The following is a 12048-nucleotide window of genomic DNA, read 5'->3' on the forward strand; positions in this document are numbered from 1 at the left end:
GGAGGCGTTGCACCTGGTGTGATTTGGTCAGTCCTTTGTTACGGTGGACCCGTGGACTTCGAGCTGACGGACGACCAGGTGACCATCCGCAAGGCGGTGGCCGAGCTCGCGGGGACGTTCGACGACAGGTACTGGATGGAGAAGGACCGGGCGCACGAGTTCCCCACCGAGTTCTACGACACGCTCGCGTCGGGCGGCTGGCTCGGCGTCACCACCCCGGAGGAGTACGGCGGCCACGGGCTCGGCATCACCGAGGCGTCGATCATCCTGGAGGAGGTGTCGCGCTCGGGCGGGGGCATGAACGCGGCCAGCTCGATCCACATGTCGATCTTCGGCATGCACCCGGTGATCCTGCACGGCTCGCAGGAGCTCAAGCAGCGCACGCTGCCGCGCATCGTCGACGGCAGCCTGCACGTCTGCTTCGGGGTCACCGAGCCGGGCGCGGGCCTGGACACCACGAAGATCACCACGTTCGCGAAGCGCGTGGGGGACTCCTACATCGTCAACGGGCGCAAGGTGTGGATCTCCAAGGCGCAGGAGTCGGAGAAGATCCTGCTGCTGACGCGCACCACGACGTTCTCCGACAGCGCGAAGAAGACCGACGGCATGACGCTGTTCCTCACCGACCTCGACCGCGCGCACGTCGACATCCGCCCGATCGCGAAGATGGGCCGCAACGCCGTCTCGTCCAACGAGCTGTTCATCGACGACCTGCGCATCCCCGTGGAGGATCGCGTCGGCGAGGAGGGCCAGGGCTTCCGCTACATCCTCGACGGCCTCAACCCCGAGCGGATGCTCATCGCCGCCGAGGCGCTCGGGCTGGGCCGGGTCGCGCTGGACACCGCGGTCAGGTACGGCAACGAGCGCGAGGTGTTCGGCCGCCCGATCGGCATGAACCAGGGACTGCAGTTCCCGCTGGCCGATTCCCTCGCCCGCCTCGACGCCGCCGAGCTGATGCTGCGCAAGGCCACCTGGCTCTACGACCAGGGCCGACCGTGTGGACGTGAGGCCAACACGGCCAAGTACCTGTGCGCCGACGCCGGCTTCGAGGCGGCCGACCGGGCCCTGCAGACGCACGGCGGGATGGGGTACTCCGAGGAGTACAACGTGGCCCGCTACTTCCGCGAGGCGCGGCTGCTGAAGATCGCGCCACTGCCGCAGGAGATGGTCCTCAACTACCTGGGCTCGCACGTCCTCGGCCTGCCGAGGAGCTACTAGGCGAACGCCTTCTCGCTCGACCGGCGCTGCGGGTCCGCCCGGCCGCCATCGAGATGGGCTCGGCGCCGATCGCGTCGGGCGCCCACGACGTGGTGCCGGCCGGTGGGCCGAGCACCGCGGCCACGTGCCGATGAACCCGCCGGTGAAGATCAGCGAGCTCCACGGTGGCCCGTGGACCGCGCGCATGCGGGAGCGGTACGACGTCGTGCGGACAGGCCGCCCCCCTCGGCATGGCGCAACGCGGCCGCGGCCTCCGAGAGCGGGACGGTGCGGTCGACCGGTGCCGTGATCGAGCCGTTGACGAGCAGGAGCTGGGCCGGCAACGTCGCGTCGATGGGTGTCGACGCGGATGAGGTGTTCCGTCGCGAGATCGACGCCCCCGTGTTTGAAACCCCGCCCACCGGCTAACCGGCAGAGCATGACGTCCACAACGAACGGACCGGTGGCCTGATGGTCCACGTCGTGCGCACCTTCACCGTGACCACCCCGCCCCAGAAGGCACTCGAGTACCTCTCCGACTTCGCCAACGCCACCGCCTGGGACCCGGGCACCGTGTCCTGCACCCGCACCGACAGCGGCCCGGTGCAGGTCGGGGCGGTGTGGCACAACACGTCGAAGATCCTGGGCGTCGAGACCGAGCTCGACTACCGCCTCGAGCACCGCGACGACGAGCGCATCGAGCTCGTCGGCGAGAACAAGACCGCGACCGCCCACGACATCATCACCGTCCGCCCGGACGGCTCGGGGTCGGAGATCACCTACGACGCCACGGTCGAGCTGCACGGCATGGCCAAGCTCGGGGCACCTGTGATGCAGCTGGAGTTCGAGAAGCTGGGCAACCAGACGGTCACCGGCATCCAGCGGGAGCTGGGCAAGCCCGTCGAGGTGTGACACTGCCGGGGTGGAGCTGATCGGCGGGTGGGCAGTGACTGGGTGCGGCGGGACTGGCCGGACATGAACGCCTACGCTGACGCCAAGACCGACCTCATCCAGGAGATCCTGCGGCGCGCGAACGAGGCGTGATCAGGCGGCGCCGAGGAAGAAGGGGCGCAATCGGGGTCTTCGGTCCGGGTCGATCCAGCCGGGCGGTATGAACTCCGGGCGACCGTCGGTGATCCGCACCTGCCATTCGCTGTGGTGCATCAGCCGGTGGCAGACGCGGCAGAGCATCACGCAGTTCTCCACCGACGTCTCGCCGTCGTTCTCCCAGGGGAGCACGTGGTGGATCTCGCACCAGGACGGCGGCCGCCCGCAGCGGGCGCAGCCGCGGTCGCGGGCCGCCACAGCCCGGCGGATGCCCTCCGGGACCACCCTTGTCAGGCGGCCCACGTCGAGCGGCTGGCCCCGGCCGTTCATCACGATCGGGACGACGCCGGCGTCGCACGCGAGCATCCGCAGGGACTCGGGGGAGACGGTACCGCCGAAGTCGAGCGTGGCCGACCGGGCCCGGGTCTCGAGATCCTCCAGTCGGATGATCACGCTCAGGTGTGGCCGGCGGCCGCCGCACTCGGGCACGTCGCCGTGGGTCAGCACCTGGGTGCAGATGTCGGCGAGTGCCTCCGTCTGACGTTGGGGCGCCGTGCGTTCGTCGTCGCCGGTGACCGGCGTGGAGCGGGCGTCGATGGCGGTGGCGACAGCGTCGAACAGCGCGGCGTCGTCGAACCGGCCCGTGATCTTCCCGCCGGGTGCGCCGCGGTGGCGGCGGATGTGGAGCTCGTTCACCGACGGGCGCGGGCGGTCGTCGGGTTCGGCACCGTCCTCGTCGAGGGCGTCGATCAAGGCCGTGCCGACGGCGAGCAGGTGCGACGGCGTGAGGTCCGGGATCCGGGCGGCGAGAACGGTCTCGGCCTCCGCCCACGTCGACGGTGAGAGCCGCCCGGCGGCGTCGGTGCCGAGCACCTTCGCGACGACCTCCACGTGCCGCGTGCTCGCCCTACCGTCCTCGAACATCGCCGCGGTGGCCGGCAGTAGGGGTGGCAGGGCCGCTCCGTCGATGCCGACGCGGTCGCAGACCTGATCGGCGGCGATGACGAACCGGCGTGCCTCGGCCCAGTCACAGCTCAGGAGATCGGTGAGTGCGGCGGCAGCGGTTCTGTAGCCGCGCTCCCCGAACGCGCCTCGGCGCTGCAGGGTGGCGACGGCGTGGACGGTGAGGCGGTCGAGCCGGCGTCGCGCGCCCTCACCGACGGTGAGCGCCGCGAGTAGTTCGGTATCGGATTCGGCAGCCGCCCCGAGGGCGTCGACCGCCTCGGTGAGGAGGCGGCTCGCGGGTGCGAGGCGGCTGGTCGACATGCCTCCGATTCTACTCGAACAGACGTTCGTATGTGTGCCGTTCGTCGAGGTCGGAGGGCCTTCTGCCGACGCCGGCACTCCTCAGCGGGCGCGCAGGACCACGCTCCGCTTCTGCACCCCGTCCGGATCGCGCCAGGGTGCCGACACGGCCCCGGGGAGGTCGGGTTCGGCAACGGCGTCGAGCCTGCGCACCAGCTCCACGGCGGTGGCGCCGGGTGCGATCGCGACGCGCACCTCGCGGTCGACGCTGTCGGACGCCGACTGCGCCTGCGGGAGCACCTCGCCGCGGAGCAGTGCGACCACCTGCGACCGGAAGACCGGGTCCGTCAGGCCGTCGTAGGCGTAGCGCGGCCCGAGGACGCCGTGCCGCATCGTGCCGATTGGCGTGCCTTCCCCCGGCGCCAGTGAGGCAGATCGTGCCGATCTGGTCGTCGGCCCAGGCGTACGCGGAGGACCGGACGAGCTCGTCGACGGTGCGGACGCGGAAGTCGTTGTAGCGGTCCGGCCGGTTGATCGTGATGGTCGCGAGGCCGTTCTCGACCTCGTAGACGACCTCGGTGAACTCGTCGGGCTGCGCGGCGTGGGTCGGTCGTCACTCCCGGCAATCGGTCTGACCTTACGGCCGTAAGACCAACGATAGCGGTGAGGCGAGGGGCCGGGCTTGCCCACTCCGGGAGGCCACGCCACTCTGTTCGGGTGAGTGAAGAGACTGTCCATCTGAGCCTCGACGACGCCGGGCTGGCCGTGGACCTCCCACGGCCCTCGCACACCCGCGACGAGGTGCAGCAGGTTCCCTACCGCCCCGTCCAGTTCCGCGACGACGACCTGCCCACGGCGCTCGAACGGTCTGCCGCCTGGCTGCGTGAGGCGCAGACGTGGCTGGGTGAGCCGCTCGACGTGATCGCGGTCCATCTCGACTACGACGACAGCGACGGTGCCCCGTACTACGAGGTCAAGCTGCTCTGCAACGAGGAGGACCTGGCAGGCGCGCCGCTGGCCGTCCGGGGCGCGGGAGTCTCCGCGGGCTGACGTCCGTGGATCCGCAGGCGGTGCTCGCGGCCTACGACGAGCAGGTACGGCGCGGGACCGTCGAGGACGGGTGGCGCGGGGTGACCTGGAGCGACCTGTCCGCCGACACCGCCGACGCGGCCATCGCCGAACAGGTCCGCCGGTTCGCCGGGACGGGGTCGTGGGAGTGGAAGCACTACTCCCACGACGAGCCGGCGGACCTTCCCGACCGGCTCGTCGCCGCCGGGTTCAGGCCGGAACCCGCCGAGACCCTGCTCGTGGCCGAGATCGCCGATCTCGCGCTGGATGTGCCGCCGCCCGCGGGCGTCGACCTGGTGGAGGTCGTCGACGCCCGCGGGGCCGCCGCGCTCGTGTCCGTTCACGACGCGGTGTTCGGCGGCGACCACTCGGTGGTGGGCCGATCGGTTCTCGCCAGGCGCTCGACCGTGGCGGCCGTGGTCGCGGTGGCGGGTGACCGTGCCGTGTCGGCCGGGCGCGTGGAGTTCTGCGCGGGCACCGACTTCGCCGGCCTGTGGGGCGGCGGAACGCTGCCCGAGTGGCGGGGCCGCGGGCTGTTCCGCGCGCTGGTCGCAGGCGCGACCCGTTCGACGGCGCGGCGGACCGCGGCCGGCAGTGGTCCGGAGGGGTGCACCGTGAGCGTCTCGGCCTGCTCCCACACCCCGGCCACCGTCCCGTCGACGACGAGCACCGGTTGTGCCGCTGGTGCAGTTCGACTGCCGATCAGACCGTCGGCTCGCCGTACATCTCGCCCAGCGGGTCGTGGATGAACTCGATGCGTGCGCCGTCGGGGTCCTGGGTGTAGATCGACACCTCGGAGTGCACGAAGTACTCGATCTTGCGATCGTCGAGCCGGGCGCGGATCTCGTGCCACTGCTGCTCGGGCACCGAGATCGCGAGGTGGTGCAGGCCGCCCAGCACCTCCGCGTACGGCTGCGGCTCGACGCCGGGCAGGTCGAAGAACGCCAGGCAGTTGCCGTTGCCGACGTCGAAGAAGAAGTGCGTGGACCCCGCGAGGTCCCGGTTCTCGAACAGCACGGTGACCGGGAAACCGGCGACGTTCTGGTACCACTCCACGGTGGTCTCCACGTCGCGGCAGATCAGCGCCGTGTGGTGGATGCCGCGCCCGGTGGTGGGCGGGCGGTGGTCGTGGGAGAAGAGGAACTCGGCCCGGATCCGGTCGCGGGCCTCGGTCAGGGTCTTCCGCTCGTCCTCGCTGATCAACGATGCCTTGTCCATGGGCCTCAGCCTACGAGCGGCCGGGTGAGGCGCGCGATCTGCAGGTCCTCCCGCGATTCGACGACGACGGTCCGCACCGCGGCGCCCGGAGCGGTGATCTCGGTGTCGCCCGTCGCGCCCGCGTTGCGCGCGTCGTCGACGCACACCCCGAGGAACCCGAGTCCCGCCGCGGCCCGGCCGCGCACGCCGGGTGAGTGCTCGCCGACCCCGCCGGTGAACGCCAGCACGTCGAGCCCGCCGGTGGCCGCCGCCATGGCCGCTACGGCGCCCACGAGCCGGTGGTGCACGACGGCGCGGGCGAGGACGGAGTCGGGGTCGTCGCGGGTCTCCACCTGGCGCATGTCCGCGGTGCCGGCCAGGGCCAGCAGGCCCGAGCGCCGTTCCAGCGCCGTCGCCACCTCGTGCGGGGTGAGATGCTCGTGCTCCTCGAGCCACAGCACCAGCCCCGGGTCGACCGACCCCGACCGCGTGGCCATCACCAGCCCGTCCAGCGGTGTGAACCCCATGGTCGTGTCGACGCTGCGCCCACCCCGCACCGCCGCCAGCGACGCCCCGGCACCCAGGTGGCAGGTGACCATCCGCAGGTCCTCGACGGGCCGGCCCACCAGCTCCGCCGCCCGCACCGCGCACCAGGCGTGCGACAGGCCGTGGAAGCCGAAGCGGCGGATCGCCCAGCGCTCCCGCCACTCCCGCGGCACCGCGTACGTCGAGGCGGCGGCCGGGATCGTCGCGTGGAACGCGGTGTCGAAGCACGCCACCGCATGGACCCCGGGCAGCAGCGCGGTGACGGCGTCGAGCGCGGCGAGGCTCTTCGGCTGGTGCAGCGGGGCCAGATCGGTGAGCTCCTCCAGCTCGGCACGCACACCCGCGTCGACGACGACGGGCCCGGTGAACCGCGTGCCGCCGTGCACCACCCGGTGGCCCACCACGTCGGGCACCGGCCAGTGGCCCAGCAGCGCGGCGAGGTCGTCGTCCGGGGCCAGGTCGGCGTGGCGGACCAGGGCGTCGGCCCCGTCGAGCAGCCGCAGCTTCAGGCTCGACGACCCGGCGTTGACCACGAGCACCGTCGTCATGCGGTCCAGGTCCAGCCGGCGATCCCGGGGTCGTCCTCGCCGTGCTCGCGGGTGTACGCGCGGGCGGAGAGCCGGGCGTCGGCCATCTGCTGGCGCAGCACCGCGGCGCTGCTGCCCAGTGCCGGGACGCGGTCGATCACGTCCATGACCAGGTGGAACCGGTCGAGGTCGTTCATCATCACCATGTCGAACGGGGTCGTGGTGGTGCCCTCCTCCTTGAAGCCGCGCACGTGGATGTTGTGGTGGTTGGTACGCCGGTAGGTCAGGCGGTGGATCAGCGTCGGGTAGCCGTGGTAGGCGAACAGCACCGGCTTGTCGGCGGTGAACAGGGCGTCGAAGTCGCGGTCCGACAGCCCGTGCGGGTGCTCGCTCTCGGGTTCGAGCCGCATCAGGTCCACGACGTTCACCACGCGCACCTTCAGGGCCGGCAGGTGCTCCCGCAGCAGGCTGGCCGCGGCGAGGATCTCCAGGGTGGGCACGTCACCGGCGCAGGCCAGCACGACGTCGGGCTCGCCGTCGGTCGTGCCCGCCCACGGCCAGATGCCCAGCCCGCGGGTGCAGTGGGCCACCGCCTCGTCCATCGTCAGGTAGGTCAGTGCGGGCTGCTTCCCGGCCACGATCACGTTGATGTACTGCCGGCTGCGCAGGCAGTGGTCGGCCACCGAGAGCAGCGTGTTGGTGTCCGGCGGCAGGTAGACGCGCACCACGGCGGCCTTCTTGTTGACGACGTGGTCGATGAAGCCGGGGTCCTGGTGGGACAGCCCGTTGTGGTCCTGGCGCCAGACGTGGCTGGAGAGCAGGTAGTTCAGCGAGGCGATCGGGGCGCGCCACGGGATGTGGTTGGTGGTCTTGAGCCACTTGGCGTGCTGGTTGACCATCGAGTCGACGATGTGGATGAACGCCTCGTAGCTGGTGAACAGGCCGTGGCGCCCGGTGAGCAGGTAGCCCTCCAGCCAGCCCTGGCACAGGTGCTCCGAGAGCACCTCCATCACGCGGCCGGCGGGGGCGAGGTGGTCGTCGCCGGGCCGGATCTCGCCCTCCCAGGCCCGCTCGGTGGTCTCGAACACCGCCTGCAGCCGGTTGGACGCGGTCTCGTCGGGGCCCATCAGGCGGAACCGGTCGGGGTTGGCGGTGATGACGTCGCGCAGGAAGCCTCCGAGCACGCCGGTGGCGCTGCTGGAGGCGATCCCCGGCCGCTCCACGGTGACGGCGTGGTCGCGGAACGGGGGCATCGCGAGGTCGCGCAGCAGCAGGCCGCCGTTGGTGTGCGGGTTGGCGCTCATCCGGCGCGGGCCCGTCGGGGCCAGGGCCGCGAGCTCCGGGACCAGGCGCCCGGTCGTGTCGAACAGCTCCTCGGGGCGGTAGCTGCGCATCCACTTCTCGAGCTGCGCGCGGTGCCCGGCGTTCGTCCGGGTCTCGGCCAGTGGCACCTGGTGGGAGCGCCAGGTCCCCTCGACGGGCAGCCCGTCGACGGTCCTCGGGCCGGTCCAGCCCTTCGGGGTGCGCAGCACGATCATCGGCCAGGCCGGGCGGGCGCTGCTCCGGCCACTGCGGGCGGCGGCCTGGATCTCCGCGATGTCGTCGAGCACCGCGTCCAGGGTGGCGGCGAGGTCCTCGTGGACGGCCGCCGGGTCGTCACCCGCCACGATGTGCGGCGCGTAGCCGTAGCCGCGCATGAGCTGCACGAGTTCGGGCTCGGGGATGCGGGCGAGCACCGTCGGGTTGGCGATCTTCCAGCCGTTGAGGTGCAGCACCGGGAGCACGACGCCGTCGGTGGCCGGGTTGAGGAACTTGTCGGAGTGCCAGCTCGCCGCCATCGGACCGGTCTCGGCCTCCCCGTCGCCGACGACGCACAGCGCCACCAGGTCCGGGTTGTCGAGCACGGCGCCGTAGGCGTGCAGCAGCGCGTAGCCGAGCTCGCCGCCCTCGTGGATGGAGCCCGGCGTCTCCGGCGCGACGTGGCTGGGGATGCCACCGGGGAAGGAGAACTGCCGGAACAGCGCGCGCATCCCGTCCTCGTCACGGCCGATGGCGGCGTACACCTCGCTGTAGGTGCCCTCCAGGTAGGCGTTGGCCACCAGCCCGGGCCCGCCGTGGCCGGGGCCGGTCACGTAGATCGCGTCCAGGTCGCGTTCGGCGATGCACCGGTTCATGTGGGCGTAGAGCAGGTTCAGCCCGGGCGTGGTACCCCAGTGGCCCAGCAACCGCGGCTTGACGTGCTCGGCGAGCAGCGGCTCGCGCAGCAGCGGGTTGTCGAGCAGGTAGATCTGGCCGACGGACAGGTAGTTGGCCGCGCGCCAGTAGGCGTCGATCAGGGCCAGGTCCGGACGGGCGCGGACGGGGTGGGCCACGGGGCTCCTCGGGCAGCGGGCGGGCCGGCGCCGCGGGAACGGGCCGGACGGTGACTCCGCCGCATCGTCCGGGGAGGGGTCGCGGCGCCGCTACGGGCCAAGGTCCCGGGTCGGGGCCCGCTCAGTGTGATTCGCGGCCCACCTCGGACCCGCTGGAGCCGACGAGGAAGTCGAGGTCGGCTCCGGTGTCGGCCTGCTGGACGTGGTCGACGTAGAGCCGTTCCCAGCCGCGGCGCGGGTTCGCGAAGCCCGCGGTGCTCGGCGTGCGGGCGTCGAGGTCGTCGGTCTCGACATCGATGCGGCGGGCGGCGACGTCGAGGACGATGACGTCGCCGGTGCGCACGCGGGCCAGCGGTCCACCGGCGGCGGCCTCGGGGGCGACGTGCAGGACGACGGTGCCGTAGGCGGTGCCGCTCATGCGGCCGTCGCAGACCCGCACCATGTCGCGCACGCCCTGCTCCAGCAGCTTGCGGGGCAGCGGCATGTTCGACACCTCGGGCATCCCGGGGTAGCCCTTCGGTCCGCAGCCGCGCAGCACCAGCACCGAGTCGGCGTCCACGTCGAGGTCGGGGTCGTCGATGCGGGCGTGGAAGTCCTCGATGGAGTCGAAGACCATCGCCCGGCCGCGGTGCTGCAGCAGGTGCGGCGACGCGGCCGCGGGCTTGATCAGGGCGCCGTCGGGGGCGAGGTTGCCGCGCAGGACCGCGATGCCGCCCTCGGCCACCAGCGGCGCGGTGCGGGGCCGGATGACCTCGGTGTCGAAGATCGGGGTGTCGTCGAGGTGGTCGACCAGGGGCTTCCCCGTCACGGTCAGCGCGGTCGGATCCAGGAGGTCGCGGACCTCGCGCAGCACGGCGAGGAGCCCGCCCGCGCGGTGCAGGTCCTCCATGAGGAACCGGCCCGCGGGCTGCAGGTCCACGAGCACCGGCACGCGGGAGCCGATCCGGTCGAAGTCGTCCACCCCCAGCTCGATCCCGAGGCGTCCGGCGATCGCGAGCAGGTGGACCACGGCGTTGGTGGAGCCGCCGATGGCGGCGAGCGCGACGATCGCGTTGTGGAAGGAGGCCTTCGTCAGGAAGGTGCTGGGGCGCCGGTCGGCGGCGAGCATCTCGACGATCAGCCGTCCGGTGCCGTGCGCGGCCTCGAGCAGCCGGCTGTCGGGCGCGGGGGTGCCGGCGACGCCGGGGATCACCGTGCCCAGGGCCTCGGCGACCAGGCCCATGGTGGAGGCGGTGCCCATGGTGTTGCAGTGCCCGCGGCTGCGGATCATGGACGACTCGGAGCGGGAGAACGCCTCCTGGGTGAGGGTGCCGGCCCGGACCTCCTCCGACAGCCGCCACACGTCGGTGCCGCAGCCCAGCGGGGTGCCCCGGAAGGTGCCGGTGAGCATCGGCCCGCCCGGGACCACGACGGCGGGGATGTCGACCGAGGCGGCCGCCATGAGCAGCGACGGGATGGTCTTGTCGCACCCACCGAGCAGCACGACGGCGTCGATCGGGTTGGCCCGGAGCATCTCCTCGGTGGCCATCGCGGCCATGTTGCGCCAGAGCATCGCGGTGGGGCGCACGTTGGTCTCGCCGAGCGACACCACGGGCAGTTCGAGGGGGATGCCGCCCGCCTCGTAGACGCCGTTGCGCACCGACGCGGCGACCTCGGTGAGGTGCGCGTTGCACGGGGTCAGGTCCGAGGCGGTGTTGGCGATCGCGATCTGCGGACGTCCGGTGAACGCGTCGCCGGGCAGGCCGCGGCGCATCCAGGCCCGGTGGATGTAGGCGTTGCGGTCCTCGCCTGCGTACCAGTGAGTGCTGCGGAGCTCCACCTCGACACAATGGCCCCATGGGCCCCACCTCCGCCACCACCATGCGGGCCGCGGTCCTCGTCGGGCCCGGCGAGTGCGCCGTGGCCGAGGTGCCCGTGCCCGTCGCCGGGCCGGGCGAGGTCGTCGTGGACGTCGAGCGGGTGGGCGTGTGCGGCACCGACGTCGAGTTCTTCACCGGTGAGATGGCCTACCTGCACCAGGGACACGCGCACTTCCCGATGCGCCTGGGCCACGAGTGGGCGGGCACCGTCTCCGCGGTGGGTGCGGGCGTCGACGCGGGCTGGGTCGGGCGGCGCGTCACGGGCGACACGATGCTCGGCGACGGCACCTGCCGGCGCTGCCGGCGCGGTCACCAGCACGTGTGCGGGCAGCGGCAGGAGGTCGGCATCCGCGGCGGCCGCGACGGCGCGCTCGCCGAGCGGCTCGCCGTGCCGGCGACGTCGCTGCACGCGCTGCCCGACTCCGTGGACGCCGTGCTCGGAGCGCTGGTCGAGCCGGGTGGCAACGCGTTACGGGCGGCGCGGGCGGCCGAGGCGCGGCCGGGGGCCGGGTGCTCGTGCTCGGCCCCGGCACGATCGGACTCCTGACGGCCATGTTCGTGCGGGCCGCCGGCGCGGAGGTGCACGTGCTCGGCCTCGCCCTCGACGTCGTCCGCGGGCTGGGGTTCGCGAACGCCTGGACCGCGGACACCCTGCCCGACGTGCCCTTCGACGCGGTGGTCGACGCCTCCAACGCCGCGACGCTGCCGGCCCGCGCACTGGACCTGGTGGAGCCGTCCGGCCGCGTCGTCTACATCGGGCTGGCCGGCAGCCCCAGCACGATCGACACCCGGATCCTGGCGCTCAAGGACGTCACCGCGGTCGGGATCCTCTCGGCGTCACCCGGCCTCGCCGCCACGATCCGCGCCTACGCCGCCGGCGACGTCGACCCCCGCCCGCTCGTCGCCGCCACCGTCGGCCTCGACCAGGTCGGCGCCGTGCTGGCGGGGGAGCGGCCCGCCGACGCCGGACCCGGACCGAAGGTCCACGTC

Annotated in this window: 11 protein-coding genes and 1 pseudogene; 6 read left to right on the top strand and 6 right to left on the bottom strand. The window is 72.5% G+C overall.

From position 1 onward, the window contains the following. The first annotated feature begins 51 nt into the window (after positions 1-51). Both BGP03_RS30685 and BGP03_RS30690 read left to right on the top strand, forming a co-directional pair. Complete coding sequence (locus tag BGP03_RS30685; protein WP_298798682.1) at positions 52-1218, top strand: acyl-CoA dehydrogenase family protein; 1167 nt, start codon at positions 52-54, stop codon at positions 1216-1218. Between the two features lie 462 nt (positions 1219-1680). Continuing rightward, positions 1681-2109: an SRPBCC family protein gene (locus BGP03_RS30690; protein WP_296374167.1), complete on the top strand. Its 429-nt coding sequence runs from the start codon at positions 1681-1683 to the stop codon at positions 2107-2109. A 132-nt stretch (positions 2110-2241) separates the two neighbouring features. Here the strand turns inward: BGP03_RS30690 and BGP03_RS30695 are convergent, their stop codons facing one another. Continuing rightward, positions 2242-3510, bottom strand: coding sequence for an HNH endonuclease signature motif containing protein (locus BGP03_RS30695; protein WP_298798684.1), 1269 nt, complete (start codon positions 3508-3510; stop codon positions 2242-2244). Positions 3511-3591: 81 nt separating this feature from the next. Continuing rightward, positions 3592-3882, bottom strand: a complete 291-nt coding sequence (locus BGP03_RS30700) for a hypothetical protein (protein WP_296374163.1) — start codon at positions 3880-3882, stop codon at positions 3592-3594. Between the two features lie 324 nt (positions 3883-4206). Between BGP03_RS30700 and BGP03_RS30705 the strand changes: the two genes are divergently transcribed. Continuing rightward, the gene (locus BGP03_RS30705) at positions 4207-4539 is read left to right on the top strand and encodes a hypothetical protein (protein ID WP_296374162.1); all 333 of its coding nucleotides are present in this window, start codon (positions 4207-4209) and stop codon (positions 4537-4539) included. Positions 4540-4544: 5 nt separating this feature from the next. Continuing rightward, on the top strand, positions 4545-5306 hold the full coding sequence (locus BGP03_RS30710) for a GNAT family N-acetyltransferase (protein WP_298798686.1): 762 nt from the start codon (positions 4545-4547) through the stop codon (positions 5304-5306). Here the strand turns inward: BGP03_RS30710 and BGP03_RS30715 are convergent. The 4 genes from BGP03_RS30715 to BGP03_RS30730 form a co-directional block, all read right to left on the bottom strand. Further along, a complete protein-coding gene (locus BGP03_RS30715) occupies positions 5260-5775 on the bottom strand; it encodes a VOC family protein (protein ID WP_296374157.1) in 516 nt (171 codons plus the stop codon). The genes BGP03_RS30710 and BGP03_RS30715 overlap by 47 nt on opposite strands. A gap of 5 nt (positions 5776-5780) precedes the next feature. Further along, positions 5781-6848 carry an acetate/propionate family kinase gene (locus BGP03_RS30720; RefSeq protein WP_296374156.1) on the bottom strand — a complete coding sequence of 356 codons (1068 nt, stop codon included), beginning with the start codon at positions 6846-6848 and terminating at the stop codon, positions 5781-5783. Then, on the bottom strand, positions 6845-9199 hold the full coding sequence (locus BGP03_RS30725; RefSeq protein ID WP_298798689.1) for a phosphoketolase family protein: 2355 nt from the start codon (positions 9197-9199) through the stop codon (positions 6845-6847). Before BGP03_RS30725 ends, BGP03_RS30720 begins: the two co-directional genes overlap by 4 nt. Before the next feature lie 121 nt (positions 9200-9320). Beyond that, positions 9321-11018: an IlvD/Edd family dehydratase gene (locus tag BGP03_RS30730; RefSeq protein WP_298798691.1), complete on the bottom strand. Its 1698-nt coding sequence runs from the start codon at positions 11016-11018 to the stop codon at positions 9321-9323. A gap of 17 nt (positions 11019-11035) precedes the next feature. Here BGP03_RS30730 and BGP03_RS30735 point away from each other — a divergent pair, with 17 nt between their 5' ends. Both BGP03_RS30735 and BGP03_RS30740 read left to right on the top strand, forming a co-directional pair. Next, entirely contained in the window at positions 11036-11605 is a 570-nt protein-coding gene (locus tag BGP03_RS30735; protein ID WP_298798693.1) for an alcohol dehydrogenase catalytic domain-containing protein, read from the top strand. Then, a pseudogene (locus BGP03_RS30740) lies at positions 11569-12048 on the top strand (alcohol dehydrogenase); the annotation flags it as partial. The gene BGP03_RS30735 and the pseudogene BGP03_RS30740, both read left to right, overlap by 37 nt.

This window comes from Pseudonocardia sp. 73-21, from assembly GCF_001899645.1.
Classification (GTDB): Bacteria; Actinomycetota; Actinomycetes; order Mycobacteriales; family Pseudonocardiaceae; genus Pseudonocardia.